Raw genomic sequence first — 22,259 nt, 5'->3', positions numbered from 1 at the left:
AACCCACCGGCAAACGACGTATTTGAGCTTGTCGGTGTTTAGGTCACGTTAAGCTTCCGGAAGCATTTCCCCACATCCGGACGGCAAAATGAGACCACCCAATCATGTCGCGATTGTGAGGGGGCACCCGATTGTCGCATTTTCCACGTTGCCTTTCATGGTGGGTATTTCGGTGTTATTATACCTCGCGCTTGTCCCTAATTAAACCACTGTTAACGCTGCTTGAATTGGACCGCGCCAGCCTGCGCAAATAGCGAACCGGGCTTGGGCGGCTGAAGGTACGGTCGACATGGCGGCATTACACACGGGAAGCGCGGCGCTACGCGGCGCGATTCCCGGCACTGGCTCGACCGTTTCGGTGCTGACAGCGACAGCGATCGTCGTTGCCGACATGGTGGGCGTCGGCGTCTTCACGAGCCTCGGTTTTCAGGTCAAGGACATCCCCTCCGGCTTCTCGATCCTCCTGTTGTGGGCGGTCGGTGGCGTCGTCGCGTTGTGCGGTGTGTTCTCCTATGGCGAGCTTGGCGCGATGTTCCCGCGTTCGAGCGGCGAGTACAATTTCCTCGGCCGGGCCTATCACCCGGCCTTCGGATTCCTGGCGGGATGGGTGTCGGCGACCGTAGGCTTCGCCGCGCCGGTCGCACTCGCAGCGATGGCGTTCGGCGAGTATGGCCGCTCGATCCTACCTGACGCGCCGCCGCTCGCGCTCGCCGTCGGCGTGGTGTGGCTCGTGTCGATCGTGCAGCTTACCGGCATGCGGCATTCTTCGACCTTCCAACTGGCCGCGACCGTCCTGAAGGTTGTTCTGATCGTCGCGTTCCTCGTCACGGGCTTCGTGATCGCGACACCGCAACCGGTTTCGTTCGCGCCGTCGCCGGCGGATCTGGCCTATGTGCTCAGCGCGCCTTTCGCGATCAGCCTGGTGTTCGTGATGTACTCGTTCTCGGGCTGGAACGCCGCGACCTACATCATCGGCGAGATGCGGCTGCCGGAGCGCAATGTGCCGCGCGCGATGCTGTTTGGCACGCTGATCGTGCTGGTGCTCTACGTCGCGCTGAACGCGGTGTTCCTGCACACCGCGCCGATCGACAAGCTCGCCGGCCAGCTCGATGTCGCCCGCATCTCCGGCAGCTACATCTTTGGCGAGATCGGCGGCCGCGTGGTGGGCGTCATGATCTGTGTCGGGTTGATATCCTCCATCAGCGCGATGATGTGGATCGGGCCGCGCGTGATGATGACGATGGGCGAGGATATTCCGGCGCTGCGACTGTTCGCGCGGCGATCTGGCAGTGGTGCGCCGGCCTACGCCATCTTGTTCCAGCTTGCCGTGGCGAACCTGATGTTGTTCACCCGCAGCTTCGAGGCGGTGCTCGACTTCATCCAGTTCGCGCTCTTGTTCTGCTCGTTCTTCACCGTGGCAGGTGTGATCAAGCTGCGCATCACGAGGCCTGAACTGCCGCGGCCCTATCGCGCATGGGGATACCCGGTCACCCCGCTGGTTTTCCTGCTCGTGACCGCCTTCATGATGTACTATCTTTTGACACAGCGCCCGCTGCAATCGGCGCTTGGCACCCTCATCATGGTTTCCGGTCTTCTGATCTACGCGATCTTCCGCAAACGGGCGGATGGCGCTGCGTCTGCCGGACCGGCGTGCGAATGAAAATGCCGATGTCCGTGAAAGTGTTGCTGCTCGTCATCGCCGTGTCGGTCGCAGCCATTCTGCCCGCGCGCGCCGCGGACGTAACGCCGGATGACACCGCGCGCTTTCTCGCCGGAATGCAGCCTTCGGCTGATTCTCCATTGCTGCCGTTGACCGCGGATCCTGCCTGGCAGCGTCACGCGAAATTCTTCAACTCCGCCTTCGCCCAGCTCGAGGAGCGGCAATTGTCGAAGATACGGGCCTGGTCCGAGACCAATCTCGCCGCGCCGAGGCCCACGATGTTCTACATGTTCTCCGGCCCGGACTTTCTCTACGCCGATGCATTCTATTCCAGCGCGACGACCTATGTGCTGAGCGCCCTCGAGCCGCCCGGAGCGGTGCCTGACCTCACCAGGTTGCCGCGCGGCGGGATTGCTGCTGCGCTGTACAGTGTCGAGGACTCGCTCGGATCGATCCTGAGCTTCTCCTTCTTCATCACCAAGCAGATGAAGGTCGACCTGCATGCCGGCGAACTCAGCGGCACCCTGCCGATCCTCTATGTGTTCCTGGCGCGGTCGGGCAAGACCATCCGCGACGTCAAGCCGGTGGCGCTCGACCAGGACGGCGCGCTCATCGTCGGCGCGGATGCGCTGCCGCGCAACGCGGTGCGCGGCACCCGGATTCTCTTCGCAGGTTCTGATGGCGTCGAGAGGACGCTGTATTACTTTTCGACCGATCTCTCCAATTCCGGCGCGAAGGCCAGCGGCTTCCTCAAATTCTGCGCCACGCTTGCGCCCGGCAACAGCCTGCTCAAGAGCGCGTCCTACCTGCTGCATGCCGGCAATTTCTCCACTGTGCGCAGCTTCATCCTCGCCAACAGCGCGACCATCATCCAGGACGATTCCGGAATACCGTTCGCCTATTACAGCCCTAAGAAATGGCGATTCTTTCCGTTTGGCCGCTATCTCGGCCCGATCTACAAATTCCCCGGCCGTTACCAGGAGGCCTATGCCGAATTGTTCCGCCGCTCCCAGCCGATCGACTTCGGCATCGGTTATCGCTGGCGGCCGCGCGAATCCAATTTGCTGCTGTCCGTCAGGCTGCCCGACGACGGCACAGGCACGGCGGAGGCGATAGCACCCGTCGATGAGCCGCCGCTCAAGCCCCGGCCGCGCAAGCCGAGGCCGTCGGCGCCGATCCCGCCGCCCCAATGGCGGGGCGGTTTCTGGTTCTGGCGCTAGGGCAAGGGCTCGCGCATCACCACTTCACGCTTTGGCTCGGGACAATGAAGGCCGTGTTGCCCGGCGCCTCGGGACGATAGGCGAAGTAGTGGTAGGCGGCGACTATCAGGATCAGCAGGGCGAGGATGGCCAGCAAATCGATTTGCCGGGGATCGTGACCGTTGCGCCTGATTTTCCAGCGCATCGTTGTTTCCTCCCAACGGGGAGCCAACAAGACAATGCCGCAGCCCCGCCACAGTTCCGCATGGCGCAATGCACGCGGCGGTCGCGAGGGGTGCGGGCATCCTTCAATCCGCGTTGACGCCACGCCAGCGGCCATAGCGCCACGGCAGGTACCAGCGCGCACTCGATGGTTTTGCCATCGGCACATTGTCGATGCCTGACGTGCCCCAGGGATGACAGCGTAACAGGCGCGCCAGCGTCATCCATCCGCCGGCCCAGAGTCCGAACCGATCGATCGCTTCATCGCCATAGACCGAGCAGGTCGGCAGATGGCGGCAATTGTAGCCGACCAATGGCGACAGCGTGTGCCGGTAGATCCAGATCAGGCCGCGGCCAAGGTTGCGCGGCAGCCGGCGGAGGCTGGCACACTCCGTGCATCTCGCAGGATGCGTCGTCGAACGGTCGGTCGGCGGCATGACCCCATATGTACGTAGTCTTGCGGGGGTTCCAAGCCGAGGAACAGAGGTCTTGCAGATATTTACGCCACAGTTCTCAATTATCGCACCGCGCGAATGGCGTTGCAGCAAAGGTCCTATGGACGCTCCGGACAAGCAAGGTTACCGTTTCCCTAATGCTGCAATGACAGAATCATGTTGCGTCGAATTGGGGCCACTGCCACCTTTTGCTCTAGGGGCTTGGGGGAAGGAACCAAATTGAGTCTTGTGAGGTCGCTTCCATTTCTTGGCTGGGCGCTTCTCGGCGCCATCAGCCTGTGCATGGCAATGCCCGGCACGATCACGACGCTGGGCAATTCGGCGCAGGCGAACTCGACCCTCGAAGAACGCAAGCTGCCGATGAAGTTCAACTGGATCGCCTGCCAGCCGAATTGCAAAGGCTGGGTGTCCGCGGTCGGCATCATCACCGCTGACAGCCCGAAGGATTTTGATGACTTCGCGCGCGGTCGTCAGCTTAACGGCGCCACCATCGTGCTCGATTCCAGCGGCGGCTCCGTGAACGATTCGATCGCGCTTGGCCGGCGCTTCCGGAGCCTTGGCGCTCTGACGACCGTCGGCACCAGCCTTATCAGTCAGACGTCGCAGGGGGAGCACGCGATAGTCGTGCCCGAGGCTTATTGCGAGTCGATGTGCGTGTTCCTGCTGCTGTCAGGAAAGACACGTTACGTGCCGCCGACGGCACATGTCAGGGTCCACCAGATTTGGATGGGCGACCGCGCCGAGGACGCGAGGGGCGCCAGCTACACCGCGCAGGACCTGATGATCGTCGAGCGCGATATCGGCCGTCTTGCCAAGTACACGTTTGACATGGGCGGTGCGGGCGACCTGTTGTCGCTGGCATTAAGCGTGCCGCCATGGGACGAGTTGCACGAATTGTCGCCGGCCGAGTTGCGGCTGACCAATCTCATCACTACCGATGCCATCGCCGACGTGCTGCCGCAACTGGATGTCACGACCATCCCGGTCGCGGAAGCGAAGTCGAAGGATCGCTTCGTCAGCAGCGCGGTGCAAGGCGAGGTCCAGCCGCAGGCCGCGAAGGCGACCAAGACCGCCGAGGCTGTGGTGCCGACGGGCGGCACGGCCGCGCCGGCGCCGCCTCTACCCGTGCAGCAAGCCAAGCCCTGATGGTGAGGTGCCGCGAGGGCGGCGTCTCCAATCACGAGGTCCCGAATGGAGCCCTACGCTGGCTGCCTGGCCTTGGCCTCGATCTGGCCGATCGCATCGACCACCGCGTCGAAAGTGAGCATCGTTGAGGCGTGACGCGCCTTGTAGTCTCGCACCGGTTCGAGCAACGCGATATCAGCCCATTTGCCGGCGTTGGGGGGCTTGCCGTCTTCCTTCAGCATCTTGCGCACCGTCTCGCGCAATTCGCGCAATTCGTCCGCGGTCGATCCCACCACATGGCTGGCCATGATTGAGGAGGAAGCCTGGCCGAGCGCGCACGCCTTCACGTCGTGGGCGAAGTCGGTCACAACTCGTCCGTCCATCTTGAGGTCGACCTTCACGGTCGAACCGCACAGCTTCGAATGGGCGGTGGCGCTGGCGTCAGGGTCGGCGAGCCGGCCGAGCCGTGGAATATTGCCGGCCAATTCGATGATCCGCTTGTTGTAAATATCGTTCAGCATGGGGTGGTGTCTGGTTCCGGCGCCAGGCGCTCTTGGCGGCTGAGTTTCACCGTCCTATATATGGACGGCATTGGCGGAAATATAGTCCGGCCATGCAGCCATGACGGTCGCATTATGTCGTGGCGTTGTTAGGATAGGGATATTCAGGCGCCCGGTGGTTCGCGAACCCGCCCCGTCTGCCCGGTGACACCTCCGGCATGAGGCCGGTCGAACGGAGAAGACATGGACGCCTTGATCAAATCGATCCGCCCCAACAAGCAGTCCGAGGGCCGTCCGGCCGAGATCGACCCCGCCGAATTCATGGCGGCGGCGGTGCGTGCCGACCAGCCGCGGCCGTCACGGGCCGAGGCTGAAAAGGCGGTGGAGATCCTTCTCAGCTACATTGGCGAGAATCCAGATCGCGAAGGCCTGCTCGAAACGCCGCGCCGCGTTGTTGAAGCCTATGACGAACTCTATCAGGGCTACCATCAGTGCCCGGCCGAAGTGCTGAACCGCACCTTCGGCGAAACCGCGGGCTATGACGATTTCGTCCTGGTGCGCGACATCGAGTTCACCTCTCAGTGCGAGCATCACATGATGCCGTTCTATGGCAAGGCGCATATCGCCTACACGCCGGTGGAGCGGGTCGTCGGCCTGTCCAAACTCGCGCGGCTTACCGATATCTTTGCGCGCCGGTTGCAGACGCAGGAGCATCTCACCGCGCAGATTACTGCTGCGATCGACGAGATTCTCAAGCCGCGCGGCGTTGCCGTGCTGATCGAGGCGGAGCATACCTGCATGTCGGTGCGCGGCGTCGCCAAGCATGGCGCGGTGACGTTCACGAGCCGGTTCACCGGCATGTTCCGCGACAATCCGGCGGAGCAGCAGCGTTTCCTGTCCCTGGTGCGAGGACCAAACCGGTAACCTCGCGTTTCGATTGCGAGGTTTCCCGTGGCTGCATCGACCCACGATCACGATCGCGAAGAGGGGCTCTCCTTCCAGCCCAAATTCGACGCGTCAGGTCTCGTGACCTGCGTTGCGACCGACGTCGCGACCGGCGAGGTGCTGATGGTCGCGCATATGAATGACGAGGCCCTGCGCAAGACGATCGCAACCGGCGAGGCCTGGTATTTCAGCCGTTCCCGCAAGGCGCTGTGGCGCAAGGGCGAAAGCTCCGGTCAGACCCAGCGCGTGATCGAGATGCGGATGGACTGCGATCAGGACGCGGTATGGATTCGCGTGGAGCAGACCGGTGCCGCCTGTCATACTGGACGGCGTTCGTGCTTCTATCGCGCGGTCAAAGGTGAGGGCGGTGCCGTCGGCCTGTCACCCGTCGATGCCGAGCGGCTGTTCGATCCGGCGCAGGTCTATCGTATATAGGGACGGCCTTCGGCTTGGCTCGATCGGTGCACTCTTAATGCACCGTTAACCATAATCGCGGCAGTGTGAGACATGGGTGCCGATTGCCGACACCCGCCAAGGCACCGGACAGATGTCGGTCGACACATTCAATGCCACGGCTGCGGCAGGTGTTGATCGCTCGCGCCTGAACATTGCGGGCTCGATCAAGCAAGCGGCCGCTGCCACCGGCGCGAGCTTTGAATATCTGCTCGCGACCGCGAAGATGGAATCCAATTTCGATCCGCAGGCTAGCGCCACGACCTCGTCGGCGCGCGGACTTTATCAATTCATCGACCAGACCTGGCTCGGCACCGTCAAGGAGGCCGGAAGCCAGCTCGGCTATGGCAAATATGCCGACGCCATCACGAAAAATTCCGACGGCAGCTATTCGGTCAGCGATCCGGCTGCGCGTAACGCCATCATGAAGCTGCGTGCCGAGCCGGACGCGGCGTCATCCATGGCGGCGGTGCTGACCCAGTCCAACAGTTTCAAGCTCACGGGAAAGATCGGCCGCCGCCCGACCGATGCCGAGCTCTATATGGCCCATTTCATGGGCGTCGGCGGCGCCGCCAGGCTGATCTCGAGCTCCGAAGACAGTCCGGCCGCCAATGCGGCGGCAATGTTCCCGAGAGCTGCCGAGGCCAACCACTCGATTTTCTATGACAGGTCCGGAAGCGCGCGCAGTGTTTCGCAGGTCTATTCGGTCCTGAGCACGCGCTACGCGGCGGCCGCGAATTCCCGGGATACGCGCACGGCCTTCGCTGCGGTGAGCGGCGGCACGATGAGCCCCTACGCGGTTGCAGGCGCGGCGCCCGGACCCGTCATGGACAACGCGGCCTATCTGTCGACCTTTCCGGACTCGCGGGCGGTGACGCCGGCCTCCACGGCGTCTCAGGGAACCGCATCCGCGCCGACCTTCCGCTCGCTATTCCAGGCTGGCGAACGAGCGCAGCCGATTTCGCCCGCAGTACAGGAGCTGTGGGGCAAATCCCCGTCGCTACTGGCTTCGGCGACCCCCGAGGTCCGTGCCCCCGGCCGGCTCGATCTCTTCAGCGATCGCAACGGCACGTTCGGCAGCTAGCGGCCCGGCTGGCGCCTGCCGCGGGTCGGCTCCCCTTAACGAAACGTCAATAATCCCAAAAATTTATGGTGAACTCTTTGTTAAGCGTCATGGTTTATTTTTTCCTGCATTGGCGTCGCATATCGATGCCGCTCGTTGCGTAAGCCGGCAGGACCATGATCGTTCGGCAGTTTATTAGTTGGATTAGAACCGCCCCGGCGGGCGAGCGAGCAGAGGCGACACGGGCCCTGGCGCGGGCCTGGCTCGTCTCGGATCTCACTGACGAGGACCGCGTCGCGACCGAAGGCGTGCTGTTGATGCTGCTCGACGACCCGTCGCCGCTGGTCCGTGGGGCGATGGCCGAAGTGTTCTCGCGCAGCGCCGAGGCGCCGGCCGCAATTGTGCAGGCACTCTCGGTCGACCAGCCGTCGATCGCGCTGCCGGTGCTCGAGCATTCGCCGCTGCTGATCGACGCGGACCTCGTCGACATCGTCGCGACCGGCAGCGACGAAGTACAGTGCGCGGTCGCGCGCCGCATCAGCCTGCCGGCCTCTGTCTCCGCCGCGATCGCCGAGGTCGGGTCGGCGGCTGCCGCGCTCGAACTGATCGAGAATCCGCATGCCGGCCTGGTGCCCTTCTCCTGGGACCGCATCGTCGAACGGCACGGCCACCTCGCCGCGATCAGAGAAGCGATGTTTCAACTCGAGGATCTACCGTCAGCGACGCGCATGGCGCTGGTCGCGAAATTGTCGGACACGCTGGCGCAATTCGTGGTCGCCCGAAACTGGCTCGGCGCCGACCGGGCGGGGCGGATTGCAGGCGAGGCGCGTGAACGCTCCACGGTGAACATAGCCGCGCGGTCCTATGGAGAGGATATGCGTGGGCTTATCAGCCATCTGCGCTCTACCAGCCAGCTGACCGCCGGACTGATCCTGCGGGCGTTGTTGTCGGGCAATCTCGACCTGTTCGGCGCGGCGCTCACCGAGCTTTCCGGACTACCGGAAGCCCGCGTCTCAGCGCTGCTTAACGATCGCAGCAGCGCCGGCCTGCAGGCGCTGCTGATCCGCGCGGGCCTGCCGGAATCGACCTTCGCGGCATTCCGCGTCGCGCTCGAGGCGAGTCACGAGATCGGTTATGTCGACAGTGGCGACGGCGCGGCGCGCCTGCATCGCCGCATGGTGGAACGTGTGTTGACCCATTGCGAAACTGACCGTTCGGCCGCCGAGCCGTTGCTGATCCTGTTGCGCCGCTTTGCCACGGAATCAGCACGGGAGGAAGCGCGCATGTTCTGCGAAGAACTCGCCGCCGAAGAAGCGATCGCGGCCCGGGCTTACGACGATCTCATCGCAGCTTAGAGTATGATCCGGAAAAGCGCCCCGCTGTTCTCCCTCGCGACAAACGCGTAGCGGTTGCGTGGAGATCAGGCTCTCACAAAGGCCGAAGGTGCGATGACTATCCGACCCGGACTCGTCGCGCTCTAGCCCAGTCCGAACTTTCTCGATGGAGGATGTTTCGCGCCGCTCGCTGCGGTAGCGGCGGGCAGCCGGTGGCGCGCCTATTCACCTGGCACGATGCTCGGCGCAAGTATGGCCTCGAGATGCTCCGGGCGATCGCGGTTGGCGCGGGTCAGGAATTCGTCGGCGATGCCGCGGAGCTGCTTGCTGAGTACTCCTGCGACAACGGCGGTGTCGAGCTTGGTACGCTCGCGCACGATCGCCTGCACGGCATTGATGTGATGGGCGATCAGGTCGGCCGGCACGGCGTTAAGGTCCGGCGCATGCTCGATGATGCGGCACAGGCTCTCGGCGGCGGCCGCCGCCGACGGGTAACCGAACGTCGCGGCGTCGCCCTTGATGTCGTGGGCGGCGCGGAACAGCTCATCGCGCGTTTCATTGTTGAAGCCGTCGAGCTGGACCGCGGCATGGGCGGCCGAGAGGCGATCGGCCTCGATCGTCATCCACGCCTTGAACTCGCCGGAGAGACCGGCAAGCGCCTTCTCGGCGCGGCCGACGGGATCGTCGAGATCGCTCTCGGGAACGCGCAGCAGCACCCTGCGCAGCGGATTCGGCTGCGTGATCACGTGATGCGTGCCGAAACTCTTGATCTCGATCGCCGCTTGCTTGTCTTTCGCCATGACGGTGTCCTTGGCCTGCTAGATGCCGGGGCGCGCCTTTTCGAGCAGCGATGGCTGTTGCATCACTTCCACCTCGCCGCTGCCGCGGCGCTCGGGTCCGATATAGGTGTTGGTGGTGTTGCGGCGGCGGTCGGGACCAAAATACGTCTTGGTCTTGATGAAGGGCCTCGGATTGGCGACCACGTTGAGAATGCGCTGGTAGAGGCCTTTGGCCGAGATCGGCTTGGCAAGGAATTCGGTAACGCCTGCGTCGCGCGCCACAGTGACGCGGCGCTTTTCGGTGTGACCGGTCAACATGATGATCGGAGCATACGGGTTGCCCTTGGATTCCGGCTGCCGGATCATCTGCGCCAGTTCAAGGCCGTCGAAGATCGGCATCGACCAATCGGTGATGACGATGTCGGGCACGTAATGAGTGTACATCTCGAGCGCAGTGGCGCCGTCCTCGGCCTCGTAGACCTCGCGCGCTCCGAACGAATGCAGCAGCGTCCGCAAGATGCGGCGCATATGCGGATTGTCGTCGCAAATCAGAAATCGCAGCTTGTTGAAATCGATGCGATACATGGTCCGGTTCCGAACGGGCATACCGGGCCAACGCGGTATTACCCAACGTTAACCATATGCCGAGCGAGGTTAATGATTGGTTGCCGGGGGGAAGGCCGCCATCAGTGCCCGAACTGTTCGCGCAGGATGCGCTCCTCGAGGGAATGGCCGGGGTCGAACAGCATCCGCATCGCGATGGTCCTGTCGGACAGCACCTCGACACGGCGGACATCGCGGACCTCGTCATGGTCGGCGACCGCCGCCACCGGCCGCTTCTCCCCCTCGATCACTTCGATCACCACGAAGGCGGAGTTGGGCAACAGCGCGCCGCGCCAGCGCCGCGGCCGGAACGCGCTGATCGGGGTCAGCGCAAGCAATTGGGCGTTGATGGGCAGGATCGGCCCCTGCGCCGACAGGTTGTAGGCGGTCGATCCGGCAGGCGTCGCCACCAGGATGCCGTCGGCCATCAGTTCGGGCATGCGCTCCTGCTCGTCGATCAGGATTCGCAGCTTGGAGACCTGGTAAGTTTGACGGAACAAGGCCACCTCGTTGATGGCATGATGCAGATGCACGGTACCGTGGACATCGGTGGCGCGCATCAGCAGCGGATTGATCAGCGACTCCCTCGCTGCGGCGAGCCGTGCACGCAGGTCGTGCGTCGAATACTCGTTCATCAGAAAACCGACGGTGCCGCGATGCATGCCGTAGATCGGCTTGCCCGTGCGCATATTGGCGTGCAACGTCTGCAGCATCAGCCCGTCGCCGCCGAGCGCGACCACGACGTCGGCGTCGCCAGGGGCATGGTTGCCGTAGATCGCGGTGAGCTGTTCGAGCGCCGATTGCGCTTCCGCGCCTACGCTCGCGACGAAGGCGATCCGGTCATATCGCTTGGTGCTGGACATCGCTCACGAACTCGTTTGCCACGGAATACGCCGCGCTCGTCTATACATCCCTGGCGGCCTTGTCGAGATGATCCCACGGCTTGCGGGTGCCGCCAAGCTGTCGCAGTTTGCGGCCAGAACCCGCAAGCCTGCAAATACTGATACGGTGGGCAGGGAGTGAACGACATGGCTAACAGTTTTGCGACGCGGCTTGGGGCGGCGCTGCTCGTGTTCTGCCTTGCCGCCGCGGCGCACGCCGAGGATGAAGTCCCACAGCCATCTCCGTCGCCGAGCGCGCAAGCACAGACGGGCCAGAAGGGACGGGCAGGGCGCGGCGAGGCAGCACAAAATGCCAACGCCAATGCGCCGTCCTCCGCCGATCAGCATCGGCTGCCGCCTGACTCCACCACTAAGCAGTCGCTCGCGTTGCCCGGCCGCACGCTCGCCTTCACCGCGACCGCGGGCTCGATCCGCGTGTTCGACGAGAAGGGCGAGCCGCTCGCCGACATCGCCTACACCTCCTATCAGCTCGACGGCACCGAGAAGGCAAACCGGCCGGTGACGTTCCTGTTCAACGGCGGTCCCGGCGCGTCGTCGGCATGGTTGCAACTCGGCAATGCGGGACCTTGGCGGTTGCCGATCGAGGGCGACGGCGCAGTGTCGTCCGCTTCGCCCGATCTGTTGCCGAATGCCGAGACCTGGCTCGACTTCACCGATCTCGTCTTCATCGATCCCGTGGGCACCGGCTATAGCCGCTTCGTCGCGACCGGCGACGAGGTTCGCAAGCGCTTCTTCTCGGTCGACGGCGACGTCAATTCGATCGCGCTGGTGATCCGCCGCTGGCTCGAGAAATACGACCGGCTACTGTCGCCCAAATACGTCGCCGGCGAAAGTTATGGCGGCATCCGCGGGCCCAAGGTCGTACGCAATTTGCAAACCCAGCAGGGTGTCGGCGTGCGCGGCCTCATCCTGGTCTCTCCCGTGCTCGATTTCCGCGATTATTCCGGATCGAGCATCCTGCAATTTGTCTCGAGCCTGCCGACCATGACCGCGGTCGCGCGCGCGGCCAAAGGTGCGCTGACGCGCGAGGATCTCGCCGACGTCGAGCGCTACGCGAGCGGCGATTTCCTGCTCGACCTCGTCAAGGGCCAGGCCGACGCCGAGGCGACCACGCGGCTCGCCGACAGAGTCGCGAGCCTCACCGGCATCGACCAGGCGGTGAGCCGCAGGCTGGCCGGCCGCTTCGACATCGGTGAATTCCGCCGCGAGTTCGATCGCAAGAATGGCAAAGTGACCGGGCGCTACGACGCGTCCGTCGAAGGCTACGATCCCTATCCCGACTCGCTCTACTTCCGGTTCGGTGATCCATCCGGCGACCCGTTGATGGCCCCGCTGACGAGCGCCGCTGTCGATCTCTCCACGCGCAAGCTGAACTGGCGGCCGGACGGCTCCTATCAATTGCTCAGCGAGGCCGTTAACAAGGCCTGGGATTTCGGCCACGGTAACACGCCGGCCGAATCGGTGTCTCAGCTCCGCCAGGCGCTTGCACTCGATCCGAAACTGAAACTCCTGATCGGCCACGGCCTGTTCGATCTCGCCACGCCGTACTTCGCCTCGAAGATCATCCTCGACCAATTGCCCACCTTTGCAGGTCCAAGCCGTACCAGGCTCGTGGTCTATCCCGGTGGCCACATGTTCTACTCCCGCGACGCCTCGCGGCAGGCGTTCCGCAAGGAGGTCGAGGCCTTGATGAAGTAGGCCGCGCACTTTGCGCGTCTCGAAGGATGCACGGCCCTGCTGCTGATGGCCGTCGTGCTTCGAGACGGCCGCTGGGGTGTGCCTCCTCCGCATGACGGGAATGGTTACGAGTGCGCTGCGTGCCGCCACATCGTCTTGCCTCGTCGGGCAAATCACTGATCGACAATTCCACCCGGTGCGGCGAATGAGCAACCTTTCATCGTGGACGCAGTCATAAGGTCAAGATAGCTGCGGCGGCGACCATTTGACGCTTTTCTAATGTGAACCTTGCAAATGTGGCCGATGGCTACAAAACGGCGTGAAATTGTCAAAGTCTTACGCACTGTAGCTGGGGCGCACGGTCCAAATAGCCGGGCGCCTGCTCAACCCTGAGCCAAGGTATCGGACTGTCAGGGCAGGGCACAGGTTGGAGTCTATTGCCGCCGCCCCGTAAGAGCGGCGTCATTTTTAAACGGGTCACTGAATTTCCTAGTGATTGGACGCGAGGTCATCCGAAGATTTGATTCATGGCCCTGCTTCCGTCCTCAGATTGCCTGCTCCTCGATCAACGCTTCATTAGAGAGATCGAATGGCCAACCCCCCATCGCTCGGCACCAACCTAGACGGCACGGCCTACTGGACAACCAATTTTCCCTACATCGACCTCATGCATGAGGCGAGTGACTTCATTCCACAAACGTCGAGCGCCTGGGACACGGGAGTAAAGCTCGATCTGGACTCGAGCGGTTGGGTAACGTCGCTCCCAGTTGGAACGTGGGCGGGCATCTATCCCATCCTTCATAATCCGGCCGGAGCCGATACGGCCGGTGACCGCTACGTCGTGATGTACGACGGCGAAGGAACGTTTCAAGGCGTCCTCGGCGATACGATCTCGGAGGCTTCGCCTGGAAGGTTCGTTCTCACCTCTGCGTCCGACGGTACGCTCGGTTTCCAGATCACTTCAACGAACCCGGCCGACTACGTCCGCGACATTCACGTCGTTCGCGAGGATCAGCTCGCCCTTTTCAACGCAGGCGCCGTCTTTGACCCTCAGTTCCTCGCAAGGGTCGAGGACTTCCATACCTTCCGGTTCATGGACTGGATGAACACCAACACCGTGTTCGATGCCAACGGCGTGGTCGCATGGCCGGATTCATCCAACGCCGCGACCCTCGAGTGGGCGGATCGTCCGCTCATGACGGACGCCCAGTGGAGCAAGGGCGTCCCCGTCGAGGCGATGGTCGATTTGTGTAACGCGGCCGGGGCCGACGGATGGTTCAACATGCCCGTCAACGCGAGCGACGACTACGTTCGCCAGTTCGCGACTTACGTACGGGATCACCTGAATCCCGGCCTGGAGGTCCACGTCGAGTTCTCGAACGAGGTTTGGAACTGGGGTTTCCCACAATCCGGCTACGCCGATGCTCACGATGCCGGCTTCGAGAACTGGATGGAATGGTACGGCGTCCGGACTGCACAGGTCGGACGGATCTGGAACGAGGTGTTCGGTGAGTCGCCGACGGGTGGCGAGGACGTGACCGGCCGCGTCCACGTTGTCTACAACACGCAGGCCGCTTGGCAGGGTCTCGAGTCCTACGGACTCGAGACGAAGAACTGGTACGAGAACGGCGTCCACCTGCGCGCGAGCGACTATTTCGACGAGTACGCCGTGACCGGGTATTACAACTTCAATACCAGCGATCACAACGTCGTTCGGAGTTGGTGGAGCAATCCGGATGGCGGATTCGATGCAGCAGTCGCGAGCCTGCAAGAGGAGGTCAACGGTAGTCTCAAGGCGGCCTACGCCTACCACGGGGCGAAGGCGGCGGAGTATGGGCTCGAACTGACGACCTATGAGAGCGGCTACGGAGAGGTCGCCACGGACGAGACGGCGGACTATCAGCAGTTCCTCATCGACGTTCAGCGTCAGCCAGAGCTCTACGAAATCGAGATGGAGAATTACCAGAACTTCAAGGACGCGGGCGGTGGTCTCTACATGAACTTCGGGATCATCAGCGCGCCGTCGAAGTGGGGCTCCTGGAGCGCTCTCGAATCCCTGTACCAGCAGAGCTCTCCCCGCTACCAGGCGCTGACCGATTGGAACGCGACCGTCGCGCCCTGGTACGAAACCGGGAGAGATCCCAGCGTGTTCGACTCGTCCTGGACGCCAAGCCAGAACGGCGCCCCGACCATCGCCTCTAACGGGGGTGGCGACACGACGACGGCATCCATTGACGAGAACACCACCGCGGTCACCACGGTGACGGCGACCGACCCGGACGTCGGGCAAGCGCTGAGTTATTCGGTCATTGGTGGCGCGGACGCGAGCAAATTTACGATCGGCGCTTCGACCGGGGCTCTATCATTCGTTACCGCGCCGAACTTTGAAGTGCCGACCGACGCGGGCAGCAACAATGTCTACGATGTCACCGTTCAGGTCTCGGACGGCCATGGCGGAATCGACACTCAGGCTATCGCGGTTATGGTTCGAAATGTCGCGGGCGCCTCCATCCATGGCACTGCAGGTAACGACGTCATCGACATGACGCATACTGTCGCAGGTCAGCCGTTTCCGACTGCCGAGGGAGACATCCTTAACGGCAGAGGCGGCAGCGACACGATGACCGGAGGCGCCGGTGCCGATACGTTTGTGTTTGATCTGACCGCGCGCACTGGCGGACGACAAGGGTCCGCAAACGTCGATCACATTCTTGACTACAATCAGGGCAACGCCGGTACATTCAATCCAGCCGAAGGCGATACCTTCGATTTCTCGGGATTGCTATCGGCCGGCCGCGGTCAACCGGTCGGTAATCTCGTCCGGGTGCTGGAAGATTCGAGTGGCACAGAGGCCATCTTGCAGGTCGATCGGGATGGCGCAACCAACGGTGCACGCTGGACGACCATCGCGCAGCTCGACGGCGTTCATGCGGGCGATGGCGTCAAGGTCATTTTCGATGCGTCCCAACCTGCAGCGACGCTGACCGTCGCCGGACTTGTACCGACCGACACGACGAACCCGGATGGACACGGCGCTGGTCACATCTATGGTCTGCCAGGTCGCGATCCCGATCTGTTGGGACATCAGGGTTGGAGGTCTGCCGGCGCTCACGAGACGTCGCCGCACGACATGGTCGATGCTGGAATGGCGAGCGCCCAATTTATCGATGGCCTTCACGCAAATGCATTCGGGCGCCATTCGGGGCCGTGTGGATTGCAAGGCTGGATGAACGAACTTGCCGGCGGCGCGTCGCAAACGATGTTATCGGCGAGGATTGTAGAGTCACTGGAAGCGCAGCAAGATCACCTTTCGCAAATCGAAGCGCGCTGGCTGTTCACATAGAGATCCGGTCGGGTCAAATCGACGCGGCGCGCTCAATCCTGACGCGGGCGGCCGCACTGCGTTCCCGAAGTCTGGACGGGCGGGCAGGGCACCGAGCCATAGGAGCAGAAGACGCAACAATCGCCGGCTTTGGGCTTGAGACGGATTCCGCAACGCTTGCAGTCGTAGAAAAACTGGCAGGCATCGGTCGGCATGGTCTCGGACGCGGCAAATCCGCAAGCCGGGCACGTCAGGGTCGAGATAATTTGCATAGGACGCCGGTTCATTTGTTGGCGCTTACTACGCCCCGTGACGGCGCGCATCAAGGCGAGACGTCCGGCGCCTATGGCGAGATCGTGATTTCGGCCGGATTTGCGGGACGCGCTGATACGTGCGACAAACGGGCATGCACCTGAGACGGCTTGCCAATCTCTGGATCCTCCTCTTCGTCGCGGCCGGGCTGTTGCTCGCACCCGTGGCGTCGGCATTTGCCCGGCTGATGCCGAATGCCGCCTCCACGACCATGCAGGCAATGTCGGACGAGCAGGCAATTTCGGACGAGCAGGCAATGGCCGACGACATGCCATGCTGCCCGGACCAGACCAAGAACAGGACCTGCGACGACTGTCCATGGTTGGCGCTTTGCATGTTCGCTGTCTCGCTGCCGGTTCCGGTCGGGGCGGCGTCGCTGGTCGAGCGGTATCCCCTGCGGCGTGAACTTGCCCCAGGTGACGATCGCCTGCGGGACGGACTTGGTGCAGATCCCCCCGACCATCCTCCTCGAACAAACGTCTGACCGGCGCGCAAGCGCCTGATCGATGACACGTGCGCCTCATGGAGCGCGCGTCATCGCATGCCGCCACACGGCCTATCAGACATCTCGAGGACATCAACGATGAACACTTCCAATCTGGCGCGCGCCGCTGCTGCGGCGCTGATCGGCGTCGCCTTGACGGGCGTGGCAAAGCCCGCACGCGCCGACATCAAGAACTACGAATTCCAGCTCACCCAGGCGACCGTCCGGGTCGGCGACGATCGCGTCATAGCGGTGCGGCTGGTCGACAAGACGACCGGACGGGCGGTGCCCGACGCGGTCATTTTCGCGACACGGCTCGACATGGCGCCTGACGGCATGCAGGAGATGGCGACCAAGGTGACGCCGATGCCGGGCACCGAGCCGGGGGCCTATCGGTTCAGGGCGACCTTTGGCATGGCCGGCAGATGGCAGCTTTCGCTCGGCGCCAAAGTGCAGGGCGAGACCGGCACGGTCGAAAACAAGCTCGTCGTTACGGCCGAGAAATGAGCCGCCTCGGTCTCGCCGGCGCTGCCGCCGCGATCGCGGCAGCGTCAGGAGTCGCATTCATGATCCGCGGCGTGCCGCCGCAGCCGGTCGCGACAGTTAACCCCTCCGCCGCGCGGGCGGCGGAGGCAGGCCCGCCGATCTACTTCCGCGATCCGGACGGCAGGCCATTTTATTCGCTGACACCGAAGAAGACGCCCGACGGCCGCGACTATCGTGCGGTGCCCGCGGGCGCCGATGTGAGCTTCGATGAGCCCGAGCGGCCCGCGGAGGCCCTGCCGGCAGCCGGGGGCGAACGCAAGGTCAAATACTACCGCAACCCGATGGGCCTGGCGGATACGTCACCGGTGCCGAAGAAGGACTCCATGGGAATGGACTACATCGCGGTCTATGAGGGCGACGACAGCGATGACGGTTCGGTGACGTTGTCGCCCGGCAAGATCCAGCGTACCGGCGTGAAATCGGCGCGCGCCGAGCTTCGTCGCATTCGGACTCTGGTCCGTGCTCCCGGCACGATCCAGCTCGACGAACGCCGGCTGTCCGTCGTCGCGATGCGCGCCGAAAGCTACGTGCAGCGGGTCGCGGACATCACGACCGGTAGCCGCGTGACCAGGGGTCAGCCGTTGATGGAAATCTACAGCCCCGCGGTCTCCTCCGCCGCGGCCGAATATCTTGCGACCATCACATCGAAGGCCACCGCAGGCATCGAGCCGTACGGACGCGGTGCCAGGCAGCGGCTGATGAACCTCGACGTTCCCGAGCCCGTCATCGCCGAGATAGAAAGAAGCCGGACGGTGCCGATCGCGATCCAATGGTCGGCCCCGCGCGACGGCATCGTGCTTCAACGCACCGCGACCGAGGGAATGCGTGCGCAGCCGGGCGATGTGCTGTTCCGGATTGCCGACGTCTCGCTGGTGTGGGCGGTGGTCGACTTGGCCGAACGCGATCTCGGACTGGTCGCGGTCGGGCAGCCGGTCATGGTGCGCGCTCGGAGCTACCCGGGACGTTCGTTCGACGGACAGATCAGCGTGATCTATCCGCAGTTGAACAAGGAAACGCGTACCGCGCGGGTCAGGGTCGAATTGCAGAACGCCGATCTCGCGCTTCTCCCCGACATGTATGTCGACGCCGAGATCGATACCGGAAACGGGGCGCCGGTTCTCTCAGTGGCCGAGAGTGCCGTGCTCGACACCGGTAGCCGGCAGGCCGTCCTGATCGACAAGGGGCGCGGCCGGTTCGAGCCGCGCGAGGTCAAGCTCGGGCGGCGCGGCGAAGGTTATGTCGAAATCCGCGACGGCCTTGCCGAGGGCGACGCGGTCGTGACGTCGGCCAACTTCCTGATCGACGCCGAGAGCAACCTCAAGGCGGCGCTGAGGGGATTTGCCGATCCGGGCGGTCTGCACAACACCGGCCTATCCGGCGACGAGACCGTGGGAGCCAAGCCATGATCGCCCACGTCATCGCCTGGTCGGCGCGCAACCTGTTGCTGGTCCTGTTCGGCAGCAGCTTTGCGGCGGCCGCCGGCCTCTACGCGCTTCTGCACTTGCCGCTCGATGCGATTCCCGATCTCTCCGATACGCAAGTGATCGTCTACACTGAATATCCGGGGCAGGCGCCGCAGGTGATCGAGGATCAGGTTACCTATCCCTTGACGAGCGCGATGCTGACGGTACCGAAGTCGAAGGTCGTCCGCGGCTTCTCGTTCTTCGGCGTCTCCTTCGTCTATGTCATCTTCGAGGACGGCACCGATATCTACTGGGCGCGCTCGCGCGTGCTCGAATTTCTCAATGGCGCGACGTCGCGATTGCCTTCCGGCGTGACGCCAACGATCGGTCCCGACGCGACGGGCGTCGGCTGGGTCTACCAATATGCCGTGATGTCCAAGGAGTTGAACCTCGCCGACACCCGCGCCATCCAGGACTGGAACCTGAAGTTCGCGCTCGCCAAGGCCGAGGGCGTGGCGGAGGTCGCAAGCGTCGGCGGCTTCGTCAGGCAGTATAACGTCATCCTCGATCCGCAGCGGATGCGCGATCTCGGCATCACCATGCAGCGGATGCGCGACGCGATCCGCGCCAGCAATGCCGACGTCGGCGGCCGCACCGTCGAACTCTCCGAGTTCGAATATGTGATCCGCGGCAAGGGTTACCTCAAGAGCATCAACGATCTCGGTAACATCGTCCTCAAGACCGATAGCGGAACGCCGGTGCTGTTGCGCGACGTCGCGCGTGTCGAGCTCGGTCCCGACGAGCGGCGCGGCATCGCCGAGCTGGACGGCGAGGGCGAGGTGGCGAGCGGCATTGTGCTGCAGCGCTTCGGCATGAATGCGCTCGACGTGATCGAGAACGTCAAGAAACGGTTCACCGAGATCGCGGCCAGCCTGCCGAAGTCGGTCGAGATCGTGCCGGTCTACGACCGCTCGAACCTCATCAATGCGGCAATCGGCACGCTGAAGCGCACCCTGTTTGAGGAGAGCATGGTCGTCGCGTTCGTGTGCATCGTGTTTTTGCTGCATTTCCGCAGCGCGCTTGTCGCGATCCTGATGCTGCCGGTCGGCGTGCTGATGGCGTTCAGTGCGATGAAGCTATTGGGAATCGGATCCAACATCATGAGCCTCGGCGGCATCGCGATCGCGATCGGTGCGATGATCGACGCGGCCATCGTCATGATCGAGAATGCGCACAAGCATCTGGAGCGCGCTGGACCTGACCAGCCGCGGATTGCGATCCTGATCGAGGCCGCCACGGAGGTCGGACCTGCCCTGTTCTTCAGCCTGCTGATCATCACCGTGTCGTTCACGCCGATCTTCACGTTGGAGCAGCAGGAGGGGCGGTTGTTCAGCCCGCTCGCCTTCACCAAGACCTTTGCGATGGCTGCCGCCGCGCTGTTGTCGATCACACTGGTGCCGGCGCTGATGGTGATCTTCGTACGCGGCAAGATCGTGCCCGAGCGCAGGAATCCGATCAACCGTTTCCTGATCTGGATCTACCGTCCGGTGATCAAGGGGGTGCTGCGCGCCAAGACGCTGGTGATGGTGCTGGCACTCGCAGTCCTGGCCGTCTCGGTCTGGCCCGCCCGCCAGCTCGGGACCGAGTTCATGCCCAATCTCAATGAGGGCACGCTGCTCTACATGCCGACGACGCTGCCGGGCATTTCGGTGACCAAGGCGTCCGAATTGATGCAGACCCAGAACCGGATCATCAAGAGCTTTCCGGAGGTCGCTTCTGTCTACGGCAAGGCCGGCCGCGCCGCGACCGCGACCGACCCGGCGCCTTCGGAGATGGTTGAGACAGTCGTCAACCTCAAGCCGAAGGAGGAATGGCGGGCAGGCGTGACTATCGACAGCCTGATCGCCCAGATGGACAAGGCGCTGCAATTCCCTGGCGTGTCCAATGCGTGGACCATGCCGATCAAGGCGCGGATCGACATGCTCTCGACCGGAATCCGCACCCCGATCGGGGTCAAGGTCATCGGTCCCGACCTCGCCGGCATCGACAAACTCGCCAGGCAGATCGAACAGGTGCTGAAGGCCGTTCCGGGGACCTCGTCGGCTTATGCCGAGCGCAGCCTCGGCGGCTACTACCTCGAGATCACGCCGAACCGCGAGGCCCTGTCACGCTACGGCATCATGGTGCAGGACGTGCAGGACACGATCGCTGCCGCTCTCGGCGGCCAGACCGTGACCACTACGGTGGAGGGACGGCAGCGTTTCACCGTCAATATGCGCTATCCGCGCGACCTCCGCGACAATCCGAAGACCATCGCCAGCGACATCCTGGTGCCGATGCCGGCCGGCGGGGCGGTTCCGCTCGGCGAGGTCGCTGATGTAACACCCGCGCGCGGGCCGACCTCGATCAGGACCGAGAACGGACAACTTGCGACCTACATCTATGTCGACATCCGTGATCGCGATCTCGGCGGTTATGTCGCGGATGCGCGGAACGCGGTGCGGGCGAGCGTCCAGTTTCCGCCGGGCTATTACCTGGTCTGGAGTGGACAATATGAATATCTCGAACGCGCAACGGCGCGGCTGAAGATCGTCGTGCCGGTGACGCTATCCATCATCTTCCTGCTGCTCTATCTCAATTTCCGTTCGGTCGCCGAGACCATGATCGTCATGCTCTCGCTGCCGTTTGCGCTGGTCGGAGGCCTCTGGCTGATGTGGGCGCTCGGCTTCAACCTGTCTGTTGCGGTTACGGTCGGCTTCATCGCGCTCGCCGGCGTCGCGGCGGAGACTGGCGTGGTGATGCTGATCTACCTCAACAATGCGCTGGCAGAGATCACGGCACGCCGGCTCGCCGAGGGGCGCCCGATCGGACGCGAGGACCTTTACGCCGCGATCATTGAAGGCGCTGCGGAGCGGGTTCGGCCGAAGTTGATGACAGTGGTCGCCATCATGGCGGGACTATTGCCGATCCTGTGGAGCACCGGAACGGGGTCCGAGATCATGCAGCGCATCGCGGTTCCGATGATCGGCGGCATGATCTCCTCGACCTTGCTGACGCTGATCGTGATTCCGGCAATCTTCGCCATCGTGAAGGGGGTTGGGTTGTCGCCCGCCGGCAGCAGCAGAAATCTGGGGCCGAAGAGCAGCCGAGGAGACGGAGCAACGCGCTCGGCCGCGTGACGCGCAGGGTAAGCGAGCCGAACTGCGGCCCGGGACAGCCAGCGGGGTGACCGATGACACCGGCCATGGTGCTGCTACGGAGCCAGGTCTCTGATT

At 63.4% G+C, this 22,259-nt stretch carries 20 protein-coding genes; 13 read left to right on the top strand and 7 right to left on the bottom strand.

Annotated elements, in window-relative coordinates; genetic code table 11:
* The first annotated feature begins 289 nt into the window (after positions 1-289).
* Complete coding sequence (locus JQ553_RS06180; RefSeq protein ID WP_212499026.1) at positions 290-1,660, top strand: APC family permease; 1,371 nt, start codon at positions 290-292, stop codon at positions 1,658-1,660.
* A gap of 2 nt (positions 1,661-1,662) precedes the next feature.
* Positions 1,663-2,880, top strand: a complete 1,218-nt coding sequence (locus tag JQ553_RS06175) for a hypothetical protein (protein WP_212499025.1) — start codon at positions 1,663-1,665, stop codon at positions 2,878-2,880.
* A gap of 16 nt (positions 2,881-2,896) precedes the next feature.
* Here JQ553_RS06175 and JQ553_RS06170 read toward each other — a convergent pair whose 3' ends face one another.
* Both JQ553_RS06170 and yidD read right to left on the bottom strand, forming a co-directional pair.
* The gene (locus JQ553_RS06170; RefSeq protein ID WP_212499024.1) at positions 2,897-3,064 is read right to left on the bottom strand and encodes a hypothetical protein; all 168 of its coding nucleotides are present in this window, start codon (positions 3,062-3,064) and stop codon (positions 2,897-2,899) included.
* Positions 3,065-3,167: 103 nt separating this feature from the next.
* A complete protein-coding gene (gene yidD / locus JQ553_RS06165) occupies positions 3,168-3,518 on the bottom strand; it encodes a membrane protein insertion efficiency factor YidD (RefSeq protein ID WP_212499023.1) in 351 nt (116 codons plus the stop codon).
* A gap of 237 nt (positions 3,519-3,755) precedes the next feature.
* On the opposite strand from yidD, the gene JQ553_RS06160 reads away from it, so the two are divergent.
* Positions 3,756-4,682 carry a hypothetical protein gene (locus tag JQ553_RS06160; RefSeq protein ID WP_212499022.1) on the top strand — a complete coding sequence of 309 codons (927 nt, stop codon included), beginning with the start codon at positions 3,756-3,758 and terminating at the stop codon, positions 4,680-4,682.
* Positions 4,683-4,735: 53 nt separating this feature from the next.
* Here JQ553_RS06160 and JQ553_RS06155 read toward each other — a convergent pair whose 3' ends face one another.
* Entirely contained in the window at positions 4,736-5,182 is a 447-nt protein-coding gene (locus JQ553_RS06155) for an iron-sulfur cluster assembly scaffold protein (RefSeq protein ID WP_212499021.1), read from the bottom strand.
* A 222-nt stretch (positions 5,183-5,404) separates the two neighbouring features.
* Between JQ553_RS06155 and folE the strand changes: the two genes are divergently transcribed.
* The 4 genes from folE (at position 5,405) to JQ553_RS06135 (ending at position 8,977) form a co-directional block, all read left to right on the top strand.
* Positions 5,405-6,085, top strand: coding sequence for a GTP cyclohydrolase I FolE (folE, locus tag JQ553_RS06150; RefSeq protein ID WP_212499020.1), 681 nt, complete (start codon positions 5,405-5,407; stop codon positions 6,083-6,085).
* Between the two features lie 27 nt (positions 6,086-6,112).
* On the top strand, positions 6,113-6,541 hold the full coding sequence (hisI, locus tag JQ553_RS06145; protein WP_212499019.1) for a phosphoribosyl-AMP cyclohydrolase: 429 nt from the start codon (positions 6,113-6,115) through the stop codon (positions 6,539-6,541).
* 112 nt (positions 6,542-6,653) lie between these two features.
* On the top strand, positions 6,654-7,643 hold the full coding sequence (locus JQ553_RS06140) for a transglycosylase SLT domain-containing protein (RefSeq protein WP_212499667.1): 990 nt from the start codon (positions 6,654-6,656) through the stop codon (positions 7,641-7,643).
* Positions 7,644-7,798: 155 nt separating this feature from the next.
* On the top strand, positions 7,799-8,977 hold the full coding sequence (locus JQ553_RS06135) for a DUF2336 domain-containing protein (protein WP_212499018.1): 1,179 nt from the start codon (positions 7,799-7,801) through the stop codon (positions 8,975-8,977).
* Positions 8,978-9,177: 200 nt separating this feature from the next.
* Here JQ553_RS06135 and JQ553_RS06130 read toward each other — a convergent pair whose 3' ends face one another.
* From JQ553_RS06130 to JQ553_RS06120, 3 genes are all read right to left on the bottom strand, one after another.
* Positions 9,178-9,756 (bottom strand): Hpt domain-containing protein, encoded by a 579-nt coding sequence (locus tag JQ553_RS06130; RefSeq protein WP_212499017.1) that lies wholly within the window; start codon positions 9,754-9,756, stop codon positions 9,178-9,180.
* A gap of 18 nt (positions 9,757-9,774) precedes the next feature.
* Positions 9,775-10,320 (bottom strand): response regulator, encoded by a 546-nt coding sequence (locus JQ553_RS06125; RefSeq protein ID WP_212499016.1) that lies wholly within the window; start codon positions 10,318-10,320, stop codon positions 9,775-9,777.
* Between the two features lie 101 nt (positions 10,321-10,421).
* Positions 10,422-11,201, bottom strand: coding sequence for an NAD kinase (locus JQ553_RS06120; RefSeq protein WP_212499015.1), 780 nt, complete (start codon positions 11,199-11,201; stop codon positions 10,422-10,424).
* A 165-nt stretch (positions 11,202-11,366) separates the two neighbouring features.
* Here JQ553_RS06120 and JQ553_RS06115 point away from each other — a divergent pair, with 165 nt between their 5' ends.
* Both JQ553_RS06115 and JQ553_RS06110 read left to right on the top strand, forming a co-directional pair.
* The gene (locus JQ553_RS06115) at positions 11,367-12,938 is read left to right on the top strand and encodes a S10 family peptidase (RefSeq protein WP_212499014.1); all 1,572 of its coding nucleotides are present in this window, start codon (positions 11,367-11,369) and stop codon (positions 12,936-12,938) included.
* 568 nt (positions 12,939-13,506) lie between these two features.
* A complete protein-coding gene (locus tag JQ553_RS06110) occupies positions 13,507-16,260 on the top strand; it encodes a type I secretion C-terminal target domain-containing protein (protein ID WP_212499013.1) in 2,754 nt (917 codons plus the stop codon).
* A 32-nt stretch (positions 16,261-16,292) separates the two neighbouring features.
* On the opposite strand, the gene JQ553_RS34310 is transcribed toward JQ553_RS06110, so the two are convergent.
* Complete coding sequence (locus JQ553_RS34310; RefSeq protein ID WP_249144073.1) at positions 16,293-16,511, bottom strand: GDCCVxC domain-containing (seleno)protein; 219 nt, start codon at positions 16,509-16,511, stop codon at positions 16,293-16,295.
* Positions 16,512-16,645: 134 nt separating this feature from the next.
* Here JQ553_RS34310 and JQ553_RS06105 point away from each other — a divergent pair, with 134 nt between their 5' ends.
* The 4 genes from JQ553_RS06105 to JQ553_RS06090 all read left to right on the top strand — a co-directional run bounded on the left by JQ553_RS06105 (position 16,646) and on the right by JQ553_RS06090 (position 22,163).
* Complete coding sequence (locus JQ553_RS06105) at positions 16,646-17,035, top strand: hypothetical protein (RefSeq protein ID WP_212499012.1); 390 nt, start codon at positions 16,646-16,648, stop codon at positions 17,033-17,035.
* A gap of 99 nt (positions 17,036-17,134) precedes the next feature.
* Positions 17,135-17,542: a FixH family protein gene (locus JQ553_RS06100; RefSeq protein ID WP_212499011.1), complete on the top strand. Its 408-nt coding sequence runs from the start codon at positions 17,135-17,137 to the stop codon at positions 17,540-17,542.
* Positions 17,539-18,987, top strand: a complete 1,449-nt coding sequence (locus tag JQ553_RS06095) for an efflux RND transporter periplasmic adaptor subunit (protein ID WP_212499010.1) — start codon at positions 17,539-17,541, stop codon at positions 18,985-18,987. The genes JQ553_RS06100 and JQ553_RS06095 overlap by 4 nt, the downstream gene beginning before the upstream one ends.
* Complete coding sequence (locus JQ553_RS06090; protein ID WP_249144006.1) at positions 18,984-22,163, top strand: efflux RND transporter permease subunit; 3,180 nt, start codon at positions 18,984-18,986, stop codon at positions 22,161-22,163. Before JQ553_RS06095 ends, JQ553_RS06090 begins: the two co-directional genes overlap by 4 nt.
* The last annotated feature ends 96 nt before the right edge of the window (positions 22,164-22,259 follow it).

The organism is Bradyrhizobium lablabi (genome assembly GCF_018131005.1).
Classification (GTDB): domain Bacteria; phylum Pseudomonadota; class Alphaproteobacteria; order Rhizobiales; family Xanthobacteraceae; genus Bradyrhizobium; species Bradyrhizobium lablabi_D.
The sequence above is the reverse complement of the archived record's forward strand: the minus strand, read 5'-3'. Positions and strand labels throughout refer to the sequence as shown.